At 69.6% G+C, this 18,403-nt stretch carries 23 protein-coding genes and 1 pseudogene; 15 read left to right on the plus strand and 9 right to left on the minus strand.

The genetic code is table 11. The features are described from left to right. Window positions 1-48: 48 nt before the first annotated feature. The 4 genes from ACTJK8_RS02260 to ACTJK8_RS02275 all read left to right on the plus strand — a co-directional run bounded on the left by ACTJK8_RS02260 (window position 49) and on the right by ACTJK8_RS02275 (window position 2,450). Window positions 49-699 carry a BON domain-containing protein gene (locus ACTJK8_RS02260; RefSeq protein WP_024831146.1) on the plus strand — a complete coding sequence of 217 codons (651 nt, stop codon included), beginning with the start codon at window positions 49-51 and terminating at the stop codon, window positions 697-699. A gap of 186 nt (window positions 700-885) precedes the next feature. Then, window positions 886-1,023, plus strand: a complete 138-nt coding sequence (locus ACTJK8_RS02265; RefSeq protein ID WP_440761454.1) for a hypothetical protein — start codon at window positions 886-888, stop codon at window positions 1,021-1,023. A 114-nt stretch (window positions 1,024-1,137) separates the two neighbouring features. Then, window positions 1,138-1,614: a hypothetical protein gene (locus ACTJK8_RS02270; RefSeq protein WP_440761455.1), complete on the plus strand. Its 477-nt coding sequence runs from the start codon at window positions 1,138-1,140 to the stop codon at window positions 1,612-1,614. Window positions 1,615-1,664: 50 nt separating this feature from the next. After that, entirely contained in the window at window positions 1,665-2,450 is a 786-nt protein-coding gene (locus tag ACTJK8_RS02275) for a Crp/Fnr family transcriptional regulator (protein ID WP_440761456.1), read from the plus strand. Between the two features lie 73 nt (window positions 2,451-2,523). Here ACTJK8_RS02275 and ACTJK8_RS02280 read toward each other — a convergent pair whose 3' ends face one another. Further along, a complete protein-coding gene (locus ACTJK8_RS02280; RefSeq protein ID WP_440761457.1) occupies window positions 2,524-3,639 on the minus strand; it encodes an acetate/propionate family kinase in 1,116 nt (371 codons plus the stop codon). 9 nt (window positions 3,640-3,648) lie between these two features. Next, a complete protein-coding gene (locus tag ACTJK8_RS02285; RefSeq protein ID WP_440761458.1) occupies window positions 3,649-6,204 on the minus strand; it encodes a phosphoketolase family protein in 2,556 nt (851 codons plus the stop codon). Window positions 6,205-6,331: 127 nt separating this feature from the next. Between ACTJK8_RS02285 and ACTJK8_RS02290 the strand changes: the two genes are divergently transcribed. From ACTJK8_RS02290 to ACTJK8_RS02315, 6 genes are all read left to right on the plus strand, one after another. Next, complete coding sequence (locus tag ACTJK8_RS02290; protein ID WP_012317433.1) at window positions 6,332-6,532, plus strand: hypothetical protein; 201 nt, start codon at window positions 6,332-6,334, stop codon at window positions 6,530-6,532. 32 nt (window positions 6,533-6,564) lie between these two features. Further along, complete coding sequence (locus ACTJK8_RS02295; protein ID WP_058606536.1) at window positions 6,565-7,209, plus strand: BON domain-containing protein; 645 nt, start codon at window positions 6,565-6,567, stop codon at window positions 7,207-7,209. 12 nt (window positions 7,210-7,221) lie between these two features. Then, window positions 7,222-8,205, plus strand: coding sequence for a zinc-dependent alcohol dehydrogenase family protein (locus tag ACTJK8_RS02300; RefSeq protein WP_012317435.1), 984 nt, complete (start codon window positions 7,222-7,224; stop codon window positions 8,203-8,205). Between the two features lie 123 nt (window positions 8,206-8,328). Next, entirely contained in the window at window positions 8,329-9,144 is an 816-nt protein-coding gene (locus tag ACTJK8_RS02305) for a universal stress protein (protein WP_012317436.1), read from the plus strand. Then, the gene (locus ACTJK8_RS02310; RefSeq protein WP_440761459.1) at window positions 9,144-9,479 is read left to right on the plus strand and encodes a c-type cytochrome; all 336 of its coding nucleotides are present in this window, start codon (window positions 9,144-9,146) and stop codon (window positions 9,477-9,479) included. Before ACTJK8_RS02305 ends, ACTJK8_RS02310 begins: the two co-directional genes overlap by 1 nt. 12 nt (window positions 9,480-9,491) lie before the next feature. Next, window positions 9,492-10,379, plus strand: coding sequence for a universal stress protein (locus tag ACTJK8_RS02315; RefSeq protein WP_024831138.1), 888 nt, complete (start codon window positions 9,492-9,494; stop codon window positions 10,377-10,379). A 340-nt stretch (window positions 10,380-10,719) separates the two neighbouring features. On the opposite strand, the gene ACTJK8_RS02320 is transcribed toward ACTJK8_RS02315, so the two are convergent. The 6 genes from ACTJK8_RS02320 to ACTJK8_RS02345 form a co-directional block, all read right to left on the minus strand. Continuing rightward, window positions 10,720-11,529: a universal stress protein gene (locus ACTJK8_RS02320; protein WP_440761460.1), complete on the minus strand. Its 810-nt coding sequence runs from the start codon at window positions 11,527-11,529 to the stop codon at window positions 10,720-10,722. A 72-nt stretch (window positions 11,530-11,601) separates the two neighbouring features. Next, the gene (locus tag ACTJK8_RS02325) at window positions 11,602-12,249 is read right to left on the minus strand and encodes a BON domain-containing protein (RefSeq protein WP_012317440.1); all 648 of its coding nucleotides are present in this window, start codon (window positions 12,247-12,249) and stop codon (window positions 11,602-11,604) included. Between the two features lie 48 nt (window positions 12,250-12,297). Continuing rightward, on the minus strand, window positions 12,298-12,753 hold the full coding sequence (locus ACTJK8_RS02330) for a histidine kinase (RefSeq protein WP_440761461.1): 456 nt from the start codon (window positions 12,751-12,753) through the stop codon (window positions 12,298-12,300). Between the two features lie 108 nt (window positions 12,754-12,861). Continuing rightward, window positions 12,862-13,107, minus strand: a complete 246-nt coding sequence (locus ACTJK8_RS02335; RefSeq protein ID WP_440761462.1) for a hypothetical protein — start codon at window positions 13,105-13,107, stop codon at window positions 12,862-12,864. A 10-nt stretch (window positions 13,108-13,117) separates the two neighbouring features. Beyond that, window positions 13,118-13,333, minus strand: a complete 216-nt coding sequence (locus tag ACTJK8_RS02340; protein WP_440761463.1) for a hypothetical protein — start codon at window positions 13,331-13,333, stop codon at window positions 13,118-13,120. A gap of 85 nt (window positions 13,334-13,418) precedes the next feature. Continuing rightward, window positions 13,419-13,937, minus strand: a complete 519-nt coding sequence (locus ACTJK8_RS02345) for a potassium channel family protein (RefSeq protein WP_012317444.1) — start codon at window positions 13,935-13,937, stop codon at window positions 13,419-13,421. A 172-nt stretch (window positions 13,938-14,109) separates the two neighbouring features. On the opposite strand from ACTJK8_RS02345, the gene ACTJK8_RS02350 reads away from it, so the two are divergent. The 5 genes from ACTJK8_RS02350 (at window position 14,110) to ACTJK8_RS02370 (ending at window position 16,993) form a co-directional block, all read left to right on the plus strand. Beyond that, window positions 14,110-14,355, plus strand: coding sequence for a biotin/lipoyl-containing protein (locus ACTJK8_RS02350; protein ID WP_244633273.1), 246 nt, complete (start codon window positions 14,110-14,112; stop codon window positions 14,353-14,355). A 17-nt stretch (window positions 14,356-14,372) separates the two neighbouring features. Next, the gene (locus tag ACTJK8_RS02355) at window positions 14,373-14,744 is read left to right on the plus strand and encodes an SPW repeat protein (protein ID WP_063110791.1); all 372 of its coding nucleotides are present in this window, start codon (window positions 14,373-14,375) and stop codon (window positions 14,742-14,744) included. Next, on the plus strand, window positions 14,741-15,115 hold the full coding sequence (locus ACTJK8_RS02360; protein ID WP_063110790.1) for a c-type cytochrome: 375 nt from the start codon (window positions 14,741-14,743) through the stop codon (window positions 15,113-15,115). The genes ACTJK8_RS02355 and ACTJK8_RS02360 overlap by 4 nt, the downstream gene beginning before the upstream one ends. A gap of 104 nt (window positions 15,116-15,219) precedes the next feature. After that, on the plus strand, window positions 15,220-16,104 hold the full coding sequence (locus tag ACTJK8_RS02365) for a glucokinase (protein WP_440761464.1): 885 nt from the start codon (window positions 15,220-15,222) through the stop codon (window positions 16,102-16,104). 70 nt (window positions 16,105-16,174) lie between these two features. Then, entirely contained in the window at window positions 16,175-16,993 is an 819-nt protein-coding gene (locus tag ACTJK8_RS02370) for a universal stress protein (protein WP_440761465.1), read from the plus strand. A 211-nt stretch (window positions 16,994-17,204) separates the two neighbouring features. On the opposite strand, the pseudogene ACTJK8_RS02375 reads toward ACTJK8_RS02370, so the two are convergent. Continuing rightward, window positions 17,205-18,349, minus strand: a pseudogene (locus ACTJK8_RS02375) (IS3 family transposase). Window positions 18,350-18,403: the final 54 nt, after the last annotated feature.

Raw genomic sequence — 18,403 nt, forward strand, 5'->3', positions numbered from 1 at the left:
CGGCAGCCACCCCGCACCGATTGGACACATGCCATGAGGAAGGATGCCATGACCGACAAGGATCTGCGCCGCGACGTGCTCGACGAGCTAGACTTCGACCCCAGCCTCGACGCAGGCGCCATCGGCGTCGCCGTCTCGGAAGGCGTCGTGACCCTGACCGGCCACGTCGGCAGCTACGCCGAGAAGGTCGAGGCCGAGCGCGCCGTTCGCCGCGTTCGGGGCCTGCGCGCCATCGCCCAGGAAATCGAGGTCCGCTACGCCGACGACAAGAAGGTCGCCGACGACCAGATCGCCGCCCGCGCCCTGGCCATCATCGACTGGTCGGTGCACCTCCCGAAGCAAGCCATCCAGGTTAAGGTCGCCGGCGGCTGGGTCACGCTGACCGGCACGGTGGACTGGCAGTACCAAGTGGCGGGCGCCGAAGCGGCGGTCCGGAAGCTGTCGGGCGTGCACGGGGTGACGAACCTCGTCGAGGTCAGGCCGCGGGTTCCGCCGACGGCGGTCAAGGACAAGATCCTGGAGGCGTTCAGGCGCAGCGTCATGTTCGAGGCCGACGGGATCAAGGTCACCGTCGCCGGCGACAAGGTCACATTGGAGGGCGCCGTGTCGGCCTGGGCGGAGCGGGACGCCGCCGAACGGGCTGCCTGGTCGGTCCCGGGCGTGCGTGCCGTCGAGGACCGCATCGTCGCCCTGAGTTGAGGAGAGACCATGTTCCACGGCACATGCTCTCGCGGCGGCGCCACGATGGAGACGAAGGCTGAGCGGCTATCCCTCCCGCTCGGCGTTGCGGGGATCCTCCTTGGCCTGTGTGTTCCGCCGCCGGTGCTGGGACAAGACGCCGACGGCTCGGGATTGAACCGGATTGCATCGAGCCGCTCCGAATAGGTGACCAAGAGCGGCGAGACGGTGCCGAGGCCGGACAAGCTCGACCTCGGGCCGGGCAGCGACATCCAGCGGCGGACGCGCGAACAGGAGCGCGACGATGCGGTCACGCGGGGCATCTGTGCCGGTTGCCTGCGCTGACGCCGGACCCTCCGTTTGCGCCACGGCGGTGGCGCCACATCGAGGATCCGCCTGACAGGTGCTCTGCGTCCGGTTTCTCGAGACGCACATCGTCCTGAAACGAGGAGGCTCGCAATGGCTCAAGGAACGCATGGAGCGGACACCATCGCCCCGGGGGTGGGACCGCGTACGGGCAAACCGAGCGCGCCCGCCACGCTGCAGCGCGTGACCCTGACCCTGGCGCGCTGCCCGGAGCATCCCGACGGCAGCGGCGGACGGGGCTACGAGATCGTGGCACCGCTCGGACCGGACGGCCGCATCGACGCGACGCTATGGCGGGAAACCCGGGACCATTGCCGCGCTCGCCGGTTTTGGATCGGAGAGCGCGACCGGCATGGCCGGCTCGTGCACCGCGCCGGCGGCGAGGGCGGCGCGACCTGGCTGATCGACTATGACGACCGCACCGCCGAGGACGACGAGCCCGGCTATCGCCTCGGTACCCATGCCCTCGTCGAGGGCGAGTACGTCTCGATCCGCGATGCCGGCGACGGAACTGAGCGCACTTTCCGGGTCGCTCACGTCAACCGCGTCGAGGCAAGGATCAAGTCATGACGCGCGGGTTGTCGGACCTTCCGGCGCGCCCTCCGTCCTCGGAGTTCGACATGGCCGAGAATGCCTTGCTGACGCTCTGGCGCACGTTCTGGCTCGACCTCCCGCTGGCCTGGGCGAGCGAAGTCGACCGACACCTGTACCGATGGATACAGCCTGCAGATACCGGGAACCGTCTTCTTGTCGGCGATGTCGGAAACGCGGATCGTATCGGCGAGGTGGAGGCAGTGAGCGTCAGTGACTGCCGAAATTGGGTTGGAACCGGTCAAGCCATGCAATCGATGCTGACCGTCAAGCCAGCCCGCGGTGGCGTTCGGCGTAGTGTGGAGACGCGGGAAAGCCGTCCGCACCACGATGGCCTGCTTCGGCCTGCCCCGACGGATGTCCAACCGGCATCGGATCCGCCGAGGCGGATGGATCATGTGGTCGCCTCGCTCACCTCCTGTCGCATCGGCGTCATCCCGCATGATGCCTTCAAACGCCTCATGGAGCGGCATCCGCGCATCGGCCGCATGGTGCAGATCGAAACGGTCGTCGAATTGGCCACGGCCCGTCGCTGGCTCCTGAACGCCGGCCATCGCCAAGCGTACGAGGGGATGGCGCACCTGGTCTGCGAACTCTTCACGCGGGCGGCAGCCGCCGGCTTGGCCGAGGCGTCCCGATTTCCCATGCCGTTGACGCAGACGGAACTCGGCAGCGCCCTTGGCCTGACGTCGGTCCATGCGAACCGTATCGTGAAAAGGCTTACCTCGGCCAACCTCATGTCGTGGCGAGGCCGGTGGATCACCATCGAAGACTGGGATGGGTTGACGGAGGTCGCCGAGTTCGACCCCGCCTAACTCAAGCCGGAGCGCGCGACGCCCTGACCGAACAGGTCGGAAGGCGCCGGCGATGCTTTGGCGATAGGCGCGCTCACGACGGCCCCAGCGCATCGGTCACCGACAGGGCGATCTCGCGCTCCTCGTTCGCGGGCGCGATGCGCACCGTGACCGCCGAGCCGGACGCCTCGATCTTCGGGCTGCCGCCGGCGTTGGCCACTTCGTCGAGCGCGACGCCTGCGAAAGCAAGCCCCCGGCAGACGTCGGCGCGAATCTGCGCGGCGTGCTCGCCGATCCCGCCGGTGAACACGAGGGTGTCGACCCCGCCAAGGGCGGCGATCAGCGAGCCCGCCTCGCGCACGATCCGGTAGGTGAACAGATCCAGGGCCTCACGCGCGGCAGAGGCGTCGCTCGCCTCCAAAACCTGCACGTCGTCGCTGATGCCAGAGACGCCGAGGAGGCCCGACCGCGCGTTCAGGAGATCGGCCACCGCGTCGGCCGACAGGCCACGCTCCCGGATCAGGTACAGAACGAGGCCCGGGTCGACCGCCCCGCTGCGGGTGCCCATCATCAGCCCGTCGAGCGTGGTGAAGCCCATGGTCGTGGCGACGCTTCGCCCGTCCCGGATCGCGCACAGGCTCGCCCCGTGCCCGAGATGGGCGGCCAGAATCCGCCCTTTCGGGTAAGCCCGGGTGAGATGGGCGTAGGACAGGCCGTGGAAGCCGAAGCGCACGAGGCCGTCGTCGATGAGGGCGCGCGGCAGCGGGTAGAGTTGGGCCAACCGGTCCTGTGTCCGATGGAAGGCGGTGTCGAAGCAGGCAACCTGCGGCAGATCCGGCCAGACCTCCCCGAACGCGCGGATGCAGGCGAGCGCCTGCGGCTGGTGCGCGGGCGCGAGCGGAATAAGCCCCTCGAGCGCCGATAGGATCTCCGCGTCGAGCCGCACCGGCGCCGCGTGATGCAGGCCGCCGTGGACGACGCGGTGCCCCGCCGCGGTCGGTGCCGCGGGAAGTCGCGCGAACAGCCAGCGGGCTGCGGCGGCATGGTCGCCCGCCGGGGGACGCTCGCCCGCGACGGCGACGCTGTCGATCGAGAGTCTCGGTTCATGCCCGATCCCGGCGACGTGCGCTCGCCAGGCCGGCCCGTCCGCGCCCCGCTGGAACAGGGCGCAGCGCAGGCTGGAGGAGCCGGCGTTGAGGACGAGGATCATCGCCCGACCTCAATTTACGACCGCCCACCCGTCCACCGTCCCCGCCTGCCCAGGCTTGGCCGTGTCGGTCGGGCCGCACTGCATGATGTCGCCCTCGATTCGGCGGTCGTGATCCCCGGGGGCGTGCCGTTCCGGCCAGGTCCAATCCCGCACCTCAGGCAGATCGTCGCCGGTCTGACGGACATATGCGCGGTGCGCGGCCAGCGCGTCCCGGAGCGCCTCCTCGGCGTGCTCACCCCGGGCGCCCAGCCGCGGCGCGGCGCGCAGCGCGGCCTGCGCGAGGTGGAACCGGTCGAGCCGGTTCAGCACGCACATGTCGAAGGGCGTCGTCGTCGTGCCCTCCTCGATGAAGCCGTGGACGTGGAAGTTGCCGTGGTTCGTCCGCTTGTAGGTCAGTCGGTGGATGAGCCACGGATAGCCATGATACGCGAACACCACCGGACGGTCCCGGGTGAACAGGCTGTCGAAGGTCGGGTCGTCGAGGCCGTGCGGATGCGTCTCGGGCGCCGGCAGCGTCATCAGGTCGACGACGTTCACCACCCGGATGCGCAGTTCAGGAACGTGTCGACGGAGCCAGTCCACCGCGGCGAGGGTCTCCTGCGTCGGCACGTCCCCGGCGCAGGCCATCACCAAGTCGGGCTCCGTCTCGCCCTCGTTCGAGGCCCATTCCCAGATGCCGACGCCGGCCGCACAGTGTGTGACGGCCTCGTTGAGGGTCAGCCACTGGAGGGCGGGTTGCTTGCCGGCCACGACGACGTTGATGCGGTCATAGGTCCGGAGGCAGTGGTCCGTGACGCACAGAAGGGTATTGGCGTCCGGCGGCAGGTAGATCCGCGCCGTGTCACCGCGCTTGTTCGCCACGAAGTCGATAAAGCCCGGGTCCTGGTGGCTGAAGCCGTTGTGGTCCTGCCGCCAGACGTGGGACGAGAGCAGGATGTTCAGGGACGGCACCGGCCGGCGCCAGGGCAGGTCGCGCGAGGACTTCAGCCACTTGGCGTGCTGATTCACCATCGAATCGACGACGTGCGCGAAGGCCTCGTAGGTCGCGAACAGGCCGTGGCGTCCGGTGAGCACGTAGCCTTCGAGCCAGCCCTCGCAGAGGTGCTCGCTCAGCACCTCCATGACCCGGCCGTCGCGCAGAAGGTGATCGTCGCCCGGCAACATCGCCTCCTGCCAGGCGCGGCCCGTCACGTCGAACACCGCGTCCAGCCGGTTTGAGACGGTCTCATCGGGACCCATGATCCGGAAGTTGCGGGCGTCCTTGTTCAGGGACAGGACCTCCCGCAGGTAGCCGCCGAGCGTGCGGGTGGCCTCGGCTCGGGAGCGGCCGGGTCCCGGCACGGGAACGGCGCAGTCCCGCAGGTCCGGCAGCCGCAAGGACGCGCTCTTGTGCGCGTTGGCGTGCGGGTTGGCCGAGATGCGCCGCGGCCCCTTCGGTGCCAAGACGGCGAGTTCCGGTACGAGCGAGCCGTCCTCCGCGAACAGCTCCTCCGGCCGGTAGGAGCGCATCCAGTCTTCCAGGATCGCGCGGTGCTCCGGGTTCTCCCGCGTAGCCGCGACGGGAACCTGATGCGAGCGCCAGGTTCCCTCGACCGGCTTGCCATCGACGGCCTTCGGTCCCGTCCAACCTTTGGGGCTGCGCAGCACAATCATCGGACAGCGCGGTAGCCGGACCTTGCCGCAGCGCGCGGAGTGCCGGATGGCTGCGATCTCGTCGAGGACCGCGTCGAGGGCCGCCGCCATGGCCTGGTGCATGGCGGCCGGTTCGTCGCCCTCGACGAAGGTCGGCTCGTAGCCGTACCCGACGAGGAGGCTGCGAAGCTCGTCAGCGGGCATCCGGGCGAGGAGCGTCGGGTTGGCGATCTTGTAGCCGTTGAGGTGCAGGATCGGCAGTACGGCTCCGTCGGTGGTCGGATTCAGGAACTTGTTGGAGTGCCAGGACGCGGCGAGTGGCCCCGTCTCCGCCTCGCCGTCGCCGACCACGCAGGCGACAATCAGGCCGGGGTTGTCCAGGGCTGCGCCGAACGCATGGGCTAGGGAATAGCCGAGCTCGCCGCCCTCGTGGATGGAGCCGGGCAGCTCCGGCGAGGCGTGACTCGGGATGCCCCCGGGAAACGAGAACTGCCTGAACAGACGCTCCATCCCTTCCGCGTCCCGCGCAACGTCGGGGTAGATCTCGCTGTAGGTGCCCTCCAGGTAGGCGTTGGCGACGAGCCCCGGCGCGCCGTGACCCGGTCCCCAAACCGCGATCATGTTGAGGGCGCGCTGCCGTATGATCCGGTTCAAGTGCGCGTAGATGAAGTTGAGGCCCGGCGTCGTTCCCCAGTGGCCGAGGAGCCTTGGTTTGACGTGCTCGGGCTTCAGCGGCTCTCGCAAGAGCGGGTTGGCCATGAGGTAGATCTGGCCGACCGACAGGTAGTTCGCGGCCCGCCAGTAGGCGTGGATCCGCTGCAGGCTGTCGGGTCCGAGTGGCCCCGGCACGAAGGTTAGGTCGTGACCGTCGTCCGCACGGCCGCCATCGCGGCGTTCCTGGCGGGTCTTCGTCGGCTCGCGCCTCGCGTCCATGTCGGCCTCCCGGTTGCGGATCCCGGACGACCGTGCAGGCAGCCGAGGCCGGCCGCGTTGAGTTGGATCAAGGCGGCTCTCCGGCAGGCCGGCAGGATGCCTTCCGTCAGCAGGACGGGAGCGAACGATGGCCCTGGTACTTCGAACCACCTTCATCACGACGGTACGCCGCGCGCGGGTGCCGGTCATGCTGGCCCCGACGAACGACGCCGAACCCCGGGTCGTCACGGACGCGGCGCGCTACCGGTCCATCGGCAGCCTGCAGGCGCTGGCGCTCGCCATCGCGGCCTCGGTGGCGACGCCGGCGCTGCTTTGGCTGGCTCTCTGATCAAAAACCCCGGCGAACCGAGGAGACCCGCGATGGACGACATCACCGTACGCCGGCACGTGCTCGACGAGTTGGAATACGCCCCCATGGTCGACGCGGCACAGATCGGCGTCGCGGTCGACGACGGCGTCGTGACGCTGACCGGCCACGTCCGGAACTACGCCGAGAAGGGCATCGCCGAGCGCGTCACGCTCCGGGTCCGCGGCGTCCGGGCCGTGATCGAGCGGATCGAGGTCCGGTATCCGGAAAATCCGCGCGTCGGCGACGAGGCCCTGGCCGAACGCTGCGCCCGGGTTCTGGAGTGGGATGTGCAGATACCGGAACGGTCGGTCTCGCTCAAGATCGAGAAGGGCTGCGTCACGGTCGAAGGATGCGTGCCGTACTACCACCAGAAGGCGGCGGTCGATGAGGCGCTGCGGCGGCTTGCCGGGGTCACCGACATCGTCAACCTCATCACGGTGAAGCCGCCGGTCCAACCCACCGAGGTCAAGGACAGGATCCTCGCCGCCCTGAGGCGCAGCGCCCGGGACCCGGACACGATCCGCGTCCACGTGGACGGGGACAGGGTGATCTTGGACGGCTGCGTCGACGTCTGGAGCGAGCGCAAGCTCGCCGAGCGTGCCGCGTGGTCGGCGCCCGGCGTCCGCGCCGTCGAGGACCGCCTGACGCTCGCATAACTGGGGGTGCCGATGCTGGCGATGGTCCTGCGTGAGATCGGCGGTCCTCTCCTACCGGAAGAGAGGCCCGACCCAATCCCCGGCCCCGGCGAGGTCCGCATCCGGGTGGAGGCCTGCGCGGTCTGCCGGACCGACCTCCACGTCATCGACGGCGAGCTTCCGCAGGCCGTCTACCCCATCGTGCCCGGCCACGAGGTCGTCGGCATCGTCGAGGCCGTCGGCGAGTGCGTGACCGATCCGGCACCGGGTCGGCGCGTCGGGATGCCCTGGCTCGGGCACGCCTGCGGCCACTGCGGCTACTGTCAGACCGAGCGGGAGAACCTGTGCGATGCCCCCGGCTTCACCGGCTGCACGCGCGACGGCGGGTTCGCGACCCATCTCCTGGCCGAGGCGGCCTTCACCGTCCCGCTCGACATGAGCCTGGACCCGGTCGCGAGCGCGCCGCTCCTCTGCGCAGGGCTGATCGGCTGGCGCACGCTGCGAATGGCGGGGGACGCCGACACTGTGGGCCTGTACGGCTTCGGGGCAGCCGCGCACATCGTCGCCCAGGTCTGCCGCTGGCAGGGCCGCCGCGTGTTCGCGCTCACCCGGCCCGGCGACAGGAAAGCCCAGGATTTCGCCCGCTCCCTTGGGGCTGAATGGGCCGGCGGATCGGACGGGGCGCCGCCCGAGCCGCTGGACGCGGCCTTGATCTTCGCACCCGACGTCCGGCTGGTGCCGACCGCGCTCGCGGAGTTGCGCAAGGGTGGATGCGTGGTCTGTGGCGGCATCCACATGAGCGACATCCCGCGCTTCCCCTACGAACTGCTCTGGGAGGAGCGTTCGGTGCGCTCGGTGGCAAACCTCACCCGCGCGGATGCGCGCGGCTTCTTCGAAGTCGTGCCGCGGGCCGGCATCGTCACCCGCACCCGCATGTTCCCGCTCGTCCAGGCCAACGCGGCGATAGCCGCCCACCGGTCCGGCGCCCTCCAGGGCGCCGCCGTTCTCGTGCCCTGAACCGGTCTCGTCCGCTGCATTTGGACTGCCCATCGAGTGCCCTTGCGATGGATCAAGGTCGTCCCCGCGAACCGGGGCCAGAGTACCTCCATCGCGCCGGCAGCCCGGCCAAGGGAGGTGGTCATGAAGATTTCCAACATCATGGTCTCGGTCGACCTCGGGCCCGCGGCGGCGGACCGAGTCCAATTGGCGGCCGGCCTCGCCCAACGGTTCGGGTCCAAGCTGACCGGCGTCGCCGCACGTCCGGTCCTCGGACCCATGCCGGTCGGCGACATGCTGGAGGTCGAGCGTGTCTGGGCCCTTGAGGAGCGCCTGACCGACGAGCAGCTCGCGGAGGCCAAGGCCCTTTTCGAGCGCGAGGCCGGGCAGGCGCCTAGGACGAGCTGGCGCTCCGCACCGACCGATCCGTTGGCTTTCCTCGGTGCGCAGGCGCGCACCGCCGACCTCGTGGTCGTCGGCCGACAGGGACCTGCGGACGGTGATCCCGGTCCGATGGCGGCCTCCACCGGGGGGCTGCTCATGGAGGTGGGGCGTCCGGTGCTGGTGGTCCCGCCGGGCATCGAGCACCTCGCGGTCCAGCGGGTCGTGGTGGCTTGGAAGGATACGCCCGAGGCCCGTCGAGCCCTGCACGACGCTTTACCGTTCTTGAGACAGCCCGAGCAGGTTTGCGTGGTGGCCGTGGGACCGGACGCGCAGCACGTGGGCGCCGAGGGCGCGGCCGAGTACCTGTCCGGGCACGGAATCAAGGCCACGACCCACCTACTGCGCAAGCCGGAGATCGGCCCCGCGGACGAGATCCTTCGGTTCGCCCGGCGGGAGGACGCGGACCTCATCGTCATGGGAGCCTACGGGCATAGCCGGCTGCGCGAGTGGGTCTTCGGCGGCGCCACCCGCGACGTCCTGCAATCGACCCCCGTCTGCTGCCTGATGAGCCACTGATGCGCTCGGCGACCACCATCTACGCGGGCGCTCTGGTGCTGCTGACCATCCTTATCGGCACCGGCTCCGCCCAGGCCTGGGACCGGCAGGTCAAGCAGGGCGAGTCCCTCGCCAGGACCAACTGTGCCCGCTGCCACGCCGTCGGGCGTGTCGGGACGAGCCCGCTGCCCGCCGCGCCACCCTTCCGCGAGTTGCACAAGCGCTACCCCGTCGAGGATCTCGGCGAGGCGCTCACGGAAGGCATCCGCACCGGTCATCCGAGCATGCCCGAGTTCCGGTTCGACCCTGACCAGGCGCAGGACCTGATCGCCTACATGAAGTCGCTCGAACGCTGAGGGAGAGCCTCGATGTACCTCCGCTGTCTTCTCGTCCCCACAGCCCCAGGCATCGACGCCACCCGCCGCCTGGACGCGGCCCTGCGCCTCGGGCGGCGCCTGCACGCGCACATCGGAGTCGCCTTCATGGCGCCGGACCCGGGTTATGTCATGGCCAGCATGGCCGGCATGGTCGGCATAGCCAGTCTGGCCAGCGTCATGCCGATGGACTGCGCGACCATCGAGGCCATCCAGCGGGGCGTGCGCGAGGCCGCGGCCGAAGGCAAAGCGGCGCTGGAAGCCTGGTGCGGACGCGAGGGCGTGCCGCTGGTCGACAAGGCCGCGCGCCTGGATGCCACCTTCGCGACCTGGACGGAGCTGTCGGGCGAGGTCGAGCCGCTCCTGACGCTGGCCGGGCGAGTGAACGACTTGATCATCGTCGACCGACCCGATCCAGCGCGCTCGTTCACCGGGCGGGCGCTCGACACGGCCCTGTTCTCGGTCGGACGACCGACGCTGATGGTTGGCGAGGGAGTCCCGTACGACCTCCTCGACCACGTCGTGATCGCCTGGAACGGCAGTCTCGAAGCGGCACGCCTGATCGGGCAATCCATCACGCTGCTGCACGAGGCCGTCCGCGTCACGGTCGTGCATGCGCGGACGGAACGCTTCGAGGAGACGCGGGCCGCGGACCTGTGCGCCTACCTGCGCTGGCACGGCATCGTGGCCGAGGCCGTCACCCTGCCGGTCGGGGATGGGAACTCGGTCGGCGCGGCCATCTTGGACGAGGCCGGGCGCCGGAACGCCTCCATGCTGGCGATGGGTGCCTACACCCACAGCCGCGTGCGCGAGTTCCTGCTCGGTGGCGTCACCCGGCATGTGGTCGAGCACGCGCGCATCCCGGTACTCATGGCCCACTGACGTATCGCGCTTGCGGGACGGTCTTGCTGGGGTTGTCCCGTCGCGAGACCTTGGCGGCCCCGCCCTCAACGCCTCGGGTCGTGGCAGTGCATGCGAGGAGGCGCCGTGCCGCAATCCAGGCTGCAAGTCTGGTGGGGCTTGCAGAACCACTGCAGGGCCCCGCTTCTCAGGCAGGACCCTCCGCAATGCCGATGGGGCGCGTTTGCAGGCTCGACGAGCGTGCCTTTCGCATCAGGCGAGTCGGCCCTCGGTCGCGCCTGTGTTGGCGACGCGCTTACCACGACCGCGGCGAGAATCAGGAGGGCTGCACATGACGTGGTGCTGCGCATGATGCCGGGCATCAATGGCTCATCAGGCAGCAGAGAGGGGCATAGGACAGCAACTCCCGAGTGACGCCGCCGAACGCCCACTCGCGGAGGCGCCCGTGACCGTAGGCGCCCGCGACGATCAGGTCGGCCCCGTGCTCGGTGGCCGCTTCGACGAGTGCCTCGGAGGTCGAGGCACCCAGGGCATCGTGTCTGACGCGGATGGCTGAGACGCCGTGCGCCTGGAGGAGACGGAGGGTGTCCTGACTCTCGGAGCCGGCGCCATCGTCGACGGAGACGACGAGCACCTCGGACGCCCGCTTCAGGAACGGTAGCGCGTCCAGCACCGCGCGGCGCGCCTCGCGGGTGTTCTTCCAGCCGACCACGACGCGCTTGGCGTCGAGATGGTCGACGCCCGGCGGCACCACCAATACCGGGCGCCCAAGATGCATGACCGCGTCGGCCGGATCGACCGCTAACAGCGCGGGCCCGGGGTCCGTCCCTCGGCCGACCACCACGAGGTCGGCGGCCGCCGCCTGGACGACCAGGAACGCCAGCGGGGAATCGAGGTCGGAGCGCCACTCGACGCGGCTGCGTCCGCCGGCGGCTTCCTCGAAGGCCTCGTGGGCCACCCGGAGGTCGTTCAGGACAGCCTCCTGGATCGAGGGGATGCCGAACGCCCCCCCCGGCGTCGGACCGGCCGGAGCCCAACTGTAATCCGGCATCTCCGCCGCGACGCCGGTCAGGCGGGCGTGGAAATCGTCGGCGAGAAGCGCGGCCAAGCGTACGCGGCTTCGCGCCCCTTCCGACAGGTCCACGGCGACCATGATGCTCGCGTAGGTCATGGAACGTCTCCGGATCGGCAGGCGATGGAATGGCTGCGGGCGGGCCTTGCGGCCTCGCCCATCCCGATGGTTTCAGCCAAGCGTGAGGTGGTCCTCGACGGCGCGCACGCCCGGCGCCGACCACGCGGCAGTCTCGGCGAGGCGGCGCTCGTGCCAGGCGTTGACCTTGCCCTGCAGGACGACCTTCGCGTCCTTGACCGTCACCTTGATCGCGTCGGCCTCAAGTTCTGCGTTGCGCTTGAGCGCCGCCAGGATCTTCGCGCGTACGTCGGGCGCGCTCGCCTTCGGCGCCACCTCGATGGTGTTGATGATGCCGGTCACGCCAGCGAGGCGCCGGATAGCCCGATAGGCTTCCTCCTTCTGGTACTGCCAGTCGACCTTGCCGGAGAGCGTCACCCAGCCGGTCTGGACCTTCACCTGCACGGCATCCTTCGGCACGGTCGCGGACCAATCGAGCATCTGCACCGCGCGCTGCGCGAGGTCCTCGTCGCGCGGCGGGGTTTCGCCGCCGAAACGCACCTTGATCTCCTCGACGACGCCGCGGACGCCGCGGACCTTCTGGGCCGCCTTCTCGGCGGCGACGCGCGCCGCGAAGCTGGCGACGTGGCCGCTTAGCGTGACGATGCCCTTCTCCACGGCGACGCCGATATGGGCGGCATCGATGCTGGGGTCGAAGTCGAGCTCGTCGATGACGTTCTGGCGGATCAGCTTGTCGCCCATCGTAAGTCTCCTCGACAAGGTCCAGGTCGCGCCTGGCCGAGCCCGAGGCTATGCCCGGCAGGCGGTCGGACATTGATCCAGCGCAAGCTCTTCCCCGGCCGCGATACGACCCAGCATCGGGCAGGCCCGGGGGCAACCTGAGACGGCGCAGCCGGCGGTCACGGCGGAGACCATGTCCCGGGCATCGAACAGTCGGCCGAGCAGCGGCACGTCCGCGAAGGCCTTCGGGACCCGGGCGTTCCCGGCAATCAGGGCGAAGGGGATGCCCCTCCGGCGAAGGTCGCAGGCGAGCGGGAAGCACGGCCCCTCGTTCAGGTCGACGCTTACCACGGCGAAGTCCGGACGCTTCGCGTCGAGGCTTCCGATGGCCTCGCCGCCGGTTCCGTAGGGGCCACTCACCGCACAGCCGGCGTTCGCGAGGGCGTCCTCCAGCCACATGCCCGGTAGCGCCTGCGGCTCGGCGACAAGCACGACCGGCCGCCTTTCACCTGCGTTCGCCCGCATCGCCCGATCCTCATTCCTGATCGCGATGGGAGGAGGATGGATCCGCCGGGCCGGCTCGCCTTGCGCTGGATCAAAGGACGCCGGGGCGCCGCGAGCGGGCCGGTGCGCTCAGGACGCCGATTCCACCGCGTCGTGCCTGATCGAGCGCGCGACCCTCAGGGCCGCGTCAAGGTCGTTGCGGTCCGTCCCGTAGCGCCGCCATAGGCCGTCTAACCATTCCGGCCGTCCGGCCTCGGAGTCCGGGATCTCGGAGAACGGGATGTGGTACATGCCGTCGAGCGCCTCGATGCCGTAGCCGGTGACGGCCCATTGCCGCCCTTCCCAGTGCACGGGTTCGGTGAGTCCGTGGCTCATTCCCGCCTCCTCACGCCGCCTGCCCGTCGAGCTCGGCCACCTCGCAGGTGTCGGCCCGCATGCGCCAGTCGACGATACCCGCCGTCTGGCAGAACAACGCCTGGGCCGCGCAGGCTGCGGCAGCCTCCGAGTGGGCGGAGACGACGGTCCGCCGCTGGATGGCGGGGTGCTCGTGGCCGCTGTCGTCCGGCACGACCTTGTGGAAGGTGACCAGGTACTTGTGCATGGCGCGCCTCCGATTGCGATGTTGCGGAGACGCTGGGCGCCCGCGGGAGCGGCGGCCTTGATCCAGCGCAAGGCTCGATGCGCAATCAGACACCCGGTGCCGGCGGGAAGAAGCGTTCCCGACCCGGATCGGCCCCGTTGTCGTGGCTGGTCCGCGCGGTTCGATGCGCGTGCGCCTTGCCGTGCAGTGGCCAGTACCGCTCCATTGCCAGGTAGGTGAACGAGGCCGACCAGCCGATCAGGAGCAGGCCATTGAGCGCCTCGACGCCGGCGAGCAGCCGGGTATGGGATGTCGGGAAGTGGTCGCCGAAGCCGAGCGAGGTGTAGGCCACCACCGAGAAGTACAGGCAGTCCTCGAAGGACGTTACCGGAGTGCCTGCAAAGGCGCCAACGCCGAGGCGGAGGACGAGTAGCCAGTAGGCGCCAGCGTAGATCCAAACCGCGACGGTGTGCCCGACGAAGGTCATCAGCACCACGGCGAGGATCCGGGCGCGGGGCGGGACCGGCAGCTCGGACAGGTGCTCCGAGGTCAGCCGCAACGTCTCGTAGAGAATCAGGATTGTGGTCGTGACGAGGACGACGCTGGCTGTCATGGCGAGGAGCATGCGCGGCCTCGGGTGAGCGTGGCGGCCCGAGCCTGCCCGATAGAGCGAGCGCGTGCTTGGCGTAGCGCTAGTGGGCAGGCGTCGAGGCGCCTTTGACCGAGATCAACGCCGTCCTCCACGGAACGGCATTTCCTCATCGAAGCGCCGCCAACCGGGCGTCGGGATGTGGGAGATGATCATGGCCGACGTGCATGTTGCCGAGGAGCTCTGGTCAACGGGGATGCTGCCCGAGGGCATTCTGGAGCGGTGGTTCGTGGCGGACGGGGCGCGTGTGCGGGCCGGAGAGGCCGTGGCGGCCGTCCGTATCGGCGAGGCCTTGCACGACATCGCCGCGCCGACCGGCGGCCACCTCACGGTCTTGGCGCCCGTCAACGAGCTCGTCGACCCCGGCTGCATCATCGCCGAGGTCCACGCCTGACATCAGGGAGGCGGACCATGTCTCAACCCGACGCGGCCACGTCGTCACCGACCTGGCGGACGCAGGAGATCCTGATCGGCGGCATTCAGCACGCCGCCGGCGTCGCGCTGTTGCTGGCGGCGTGGGTGCTGGTCTTCACCGATCATGCCCGCGCGGCCGGGTCCGCGCTCCTGCCGGGCTTGCTCATCGTCACGCTCTACGGCGCCAACCAGATCCGCTTCCGGGCGGTGCTCGAAAGGGCGGTGCTGATCGTCGGGGCCTGGACGCTCGTCGCACCCTGGGCGCTCGGGTTCGCTGCGAACGACGGCGCGACCTGGTCACACGTCGCGCTCGGTGGCGTGGCCATCGCGACCGCCGTTGCACTGCTTCGGATCGCGAGGCGGCCATGACGTTTCAGTCGGCCGCCAGCCACGCGGCCGTTCTGGCCGCCTCCCTGGCGGCTTGCGCCGGCGCTCCGGCCGCCGGTCCCGAGGAAGACCATCGCGTCCGTGGGTGGGCCATCGCCGCGCAGCTCTGCAGCGAGTGCCACGTCATCGGCCGCGCCTCGCAGCCCGGCGCGTTCGCCGGCCCGGCCTTTCTGCGGGTCGCCAATATGCCGTCGACGACCGGTCCGGCGCTCGCGGTGTTCCTGCAGAGCCATCACCAGCGGATGCCGAGCCTGAGGCTCGACCGGGACGAGATGGACGCGGTCATCGACTACATCCTCAGCCTCAAGGCCCGAACGGCAGCGACGCCTCCGGGCATCACCTCGGAGGATTGAGGGTGACGCTGCCGCATCCCGTGCTGCTGGCCGATATTGGCGGCACCTACGCTCGCTTCTCCGTCCTTCCGGAGCCGGGAGGACGTCCAGGCCCGATCCGGTAGGTGCCGACGGCCAGCTTCCCCGGCCGGGTCGACGCCATTCGGGCCTATGCCAACCGACAGGACACGGTCCGGCCTCGCTCGGCCTTCCTCGCCGTCGCGGGGCGGATGACCCCCGGCATCACGCGCCTGACCAACGCGCCGTGGCGGTTCGACTCTGGCGGGATCGGCGAGGCGTTCGGCTTGGAAGCGGTGCGGCTGGTCAATGACTACGTGCCGCTCGCCGCCGCCATCACCGTCCTCGCCCCGGCCGACTTGGCGCGGATCGGGACGGCTGTCGAAGGGGTTGGACCACGGCTCGTCCTGGGGCCGGGCACGGGCCTGGGCGCGGCCGTCCTGATTCCGGCGGGCGACCGCCTCCTGATCCAGACGACCGAGGCCGGGCACGTCGGGTTCGGCCCCTGCGAGCCCGACGACAAGCTGCCCTGGTCGGCCCTGATGGCGGCCAAGGGTAGGCTCACGGCCGAGACCGTGCTGTCGGGTCCGGGTCTCGTCAGGCTCGTGCGGACCCTCGCGGCTACGCGCGGAGCTGCCGTCGGCTGGAGCGCGCCGCCCGAGGTCCTCGAAGATGCGAGGTCGGACCCGGTCGCCAGGGAAGCGGTCCATCAGTTCGCCCGCCTCCTCGGCAGGTTCGCGGGCGACATGGCGCTGATGTTCTCGGCCACGGGCGGCGTCTTCCTCGCCGGCGGGATCGCGCCACGAATCGTCGACGTCCTGCGGGGCGAACCGTTCGGTCATGCCTTCGAGGACAAGGCTCCGTTCCGCGAGGCCATGCGGGCGGTCCCGCGCGCCGTAATCCTACATCCGGAGCCGGCCATCGACGGTCTCGCGGCGCTCTTAGCCGACGAGGACCGCTTCCTGTTCCCGGCTCATGACTGGCGGGCTTGAGCCAGGTCAAGGTCGGTCAGTCCAGGCACCCGCACGGTGACGGCAGGCGACTCAATTCGAGGGGATCATCATGCCTTATGCCAGCATCATGGTCGCGGCAGATGACGGGCGTCACGCGCCGGCGCGGGTGCGTCTCGCCGCGGAACTGGCGCATCGTCTCGGCGCGCGTCTCGTCGGCGCTGCCGCCTGCATGCCGGACTATCCCCGAGGCTATGGCGAGACTGCCGTGCCGATGGGCATGGTCATCGAGGAGATCCGCCAGGCGGCGTTGGACCGGCTCGCGGGCGTCGAGCGGGTTTTTCGCCATGCCTCCTGCCTGAACGACCGCGTCGAGTGGCGCGCGGACCTCGGGTCACCGGCCTCGTTCCTCGAAGGCCAGTCGCGGGCGGCGGACCTCGTCGTGGTCGGGCGCTACGCGGATGACGAGGGGGTGACGATCGGCATGTCCATCGACGCCGGCGACGTCCTGATGCGGTTGGGGAAGCCCATCCTGGTAGTCTCGGCCGGCGTCGAGCACCTGGAGGCTAGGCGCGTGCTCGTGGGCTGGAAGAACACCCCGCAAACGCGCCGGGCCGTGTCTGACGCCCTGCCCATGCTCAGGCGTGCGGAGGCGGTGCAGGTGTTCCGCGTCTCGGACGGCGACGACCGGGCCGAGGTCGAGGACGTGGCCCGCTACTTGGCGCTGCACGACGTAAACGCGACCGCGCATCTGGCCAAGCCCTCGGGTCGGACCGTCGCCGACGACGTCCGGAAAGCGACGCGCGACTTCGACGCCGACCTGATCGTGACAGGCGCCTACGGCTACAGCCGCCTGCGCGAGTGGTTCTTCGGCGGGGTCACGCGGGACCTGCTGGCGCAGGCGTCCGTCTGCTGCCTGCTGTCCCACTGACCGGAGGGTTTTCGATGGCCAACCCGGACAATCTGGATCGAGGCGAACTGGGTTTCTCGCCACCTTCGCCCACGCGTCCCCCCGGACCAGGGTCAAGCCCCCCTAAAGCCCGTCGAGGTGCCCATGCCAGGACAGGACGTTATGCCGCCGATGAACGAGCCCCTAGGCATCCCGGAATGACCTGCCCCCACGAGGTGGTCCGAGCTCAAGATTAGTGCAGGGTCGGCCTCTGCTCTACGACTAGCTTGGCCGACGGAGCCGGTTGGGCGAGCGCAGTCGGCCAAGCGGTCATGGCTGGCACGAACACTTCCGGCGCTGGTGGCTTGTAGCCAAGCGCACCGTGCGGGCGGATCGTGTTGTAGTGCCGACGCCAGCTTTCGATGATGATCTGTGCCTCCTTCAGGGTGTAGAAAATCTCGCCGTTCAGGAGTTCATCCCGCAATCGCGCGTTGAAGCTTTCGACAAAGCCGTTCTCACCACGGTGAGCCTGGCGCGATGTAGGCGGCCTTCGCGTCAATAGCCGCAATCCAGGACTGCACCGACTTGGCGATGAACTCGGGCCCGTTGTCTGAACGAACGTGCTCGGGCACGCCGCGCAGGATGAACAGGTCCGAGAGCACGTCGATCACGTCAGCTCCCTTCAGCTTGCGCGCAACGCGGATCGCCAGACATTCGCGGGTGAACTCGTCGACGACGTTGAGCATCCGGAACTTGCGCCCGTCATGGGTGCGCGCCTCGACGAAGTCGTAGGCCCAGACGTGGTCGCGCCGCTCCGGTTTGAGCCGGATGCAGGAACCATCCCCGTCCCACAGCCGGCCCTTCTTCGGCTGGCGGCCGGGCACCTTCAGCCCATCGCGCCGCCAGATCCGCTCGACCCGCTTGTCGTGGACCAACCAGCCGGCCGCCTTCAGCAGCGCGCCGATCTTCCGGTGGCCGTAGCGCCCGTACCGGCGCGCCAGTTCTACGAGATCGGCGGTCAACGCCGCCTCATCGTCTCTGCCCCGCGGCACCTTGCGCTGCGTCGAACGATGCTGACCGAGCGTACGGCACGCGCGGCGCTCGGAGACGTCCAGGACGTCCATCACATGCTCGATGCAGGCGCGTCGGCGCGCGGGGCTGGTCAGTTTCCCCGGGCAGCCTCCTGCAGGATCAGCTTGTCGAGCGTGAGATCTGCGATCGCCTTCCGGAGCCGGTGGTTCTCGGTCTCCAGGTCCTTCATGCGCCGGACCTAGTCGCTCTTCAGGCCGCCGTACTCCTTGCGCCAGCGATAGTACGTAGCCTCCGTCACGCCGATCGTGCGGATCGCGTCCCCGACGCTCTGGCCCACGGGGAGACCAGCACATCCACCTGCCGCAGCTTGGCGACGACATCCTCCGGCTTGTGCCGCTTCGTTCCCGTCTGTCCGTCCTC

Source organism: Methylobacterium sp. 22177 (assembly GCF_052045615.1).
GTDB lineage: Bacteria > Pseudomonadota > Alphaproteobacteria > Rhizobiales > Beijerinckiaceae > Methylobacterium > Methylobacterium radiotolerans.

Coding starts and splice junctions, on each gene's coding strand:
- ACTJK8_RS02350 (WP_244633273.1), top strand. CDS start 14,110: ATGATCATGGCCGACGTGCATGTTGCCGAGGAGCTCTGGTCAACGGGG.
- ACTJK8_RS02300 (WP_012317435.1), top strand. CDS start 7,222: ATGCTGGCGATGGTCCTGCGTGAGATCGGCGGTCCTCTCCTACCGGAA.
- ACTJK8_RS02275 (WP_440761456.1), top strand. CDS start 1,665: ATGGCCGAGAATGCCTTGCTGACGCTCTGGCGCACGTTCTGGCTCGAC.
- ACTJK8_RS02330 (WP_440761461.1), bottom strand. CDS start 12,753: ATGCGGGCGAACGCAGGTGAAAGGCGGCCGGTCGTGCTTGTCGCCGAG.
- ACTJK8_RS02315 (WP_024831138.1), top strand. CDS start 9,492: ATGTACCTCCGCTGTCTTCTCGTCCCCACAGCCCCAGGCATCGACGCC.
- ACTJK8_RS02280 (WP_440761457.1), bottom strand. CDS start 3,639: ATGATCCTCGTCCTCAACGCCGGCTCCTCCAGCCTGCGCTGCGCCCTG.
- ACTJK8_RS02260 (WP_024831146.1), top strand. CDS start 49: ATGACCGACAAGGATCTGCGCCGCGACGTGCTCGACGAGCTAGACTTC.
- ACTJK8_RS02345 (WP_012317444.1), bottom strand. CDS start 13,937: ATGCTCCTCGCCATGACAGCCAGCGTCGTCCTCGTCACGACCACAATC.
- ACTJK8_RS02290 (WP_012317433.1), top strand. CDS start 6,332: ATGGCCCTGGTACTTCGAACCACCTTCATCACGACGGTACGCCGCGCG.
- ACTJK8_RS02270 (WP_440761455.1), top strand. CDS start 1,138: ATGGCTCAAGGAACGCATGGAGCGGACACCATCGCCCCGGGGGTGGGA.
- ACTJK8_RS02355 (WP_063110791.1), top strand. CDS start 14,373: ATGTCTCAACCCGACGCGGCCACGTCGTCACCGACCTGGCGGACGCAG.
- ACTJK8_RS02335 (WP_440761462.1), bottom strand. CDS start 13,107: ATGAGCCACGGACTCACCGAACCCGTGCACTGGGAAGGGCGGCAATGG.
- ACTJK8_RS02340 (WP_440761463.1), bottom strand. CDS start 13,333: ATGCACAAGTACCTGGTCACCTTCCACAAGGTCGTGCCGGACGACAGC.
- ACTJK8_RS02295 (WP_058606536.1), top strand. CDS start 6,565: ATGGACGACATCACCGTACGCCGGCACGTGCTCGACGAGTTGGAATAC.
- ACTJK8_RS02320 (WP_440761460.1), bottom strand. CDS start 11,529: ATGACCTACGCGAGCATCATGGTCGCCGTGGACCTGTCGGAAGGGGCG.
- ACTJK8_RS02325 (WP_012317440.1), bottom strand. CDS start 12,249: ATGGGCGACAAGCTGATCCGCCAGAACGTCATCGACGAGCTCGACTTC.
- ACTJK8_RS02285 (WP_440761458.1), bottom strand. CDS start 6,204: ATGGACGCGAGGCGCGAGCCGACGAAGACCCGCCAGGAACGCCGCGAT.
- ACTJK8_RS02310 (WP_440761459.1), top strand. CDS start 9,144: ATGCGCTCGGCGACCACCATCTACGCGGGCGCTCTGGTGCTGCTGACC.
- ACTJK8_RS02305 (WP_012317436.1), top strand. CDS start 8,329: ATGAAGATTTCCAACATCATGGTCTCGGTCGACCTCGGGCCCGCGGCG.
- ACTJK8_RS02360 (WP_063110790.1), top strand. CDS start 14,741: ATGACGTTTCAGTCGGCCGCCAGCCACGCGGCCGTTCTGGCCGCCTCC.
- ACTJK8_RS02370 (WP_440761465.1), top strand. CDS start 16,175: ATGCCTTATGCCAGCATCATGGTCGCGGCAGATGACGGGCGTCACGCG.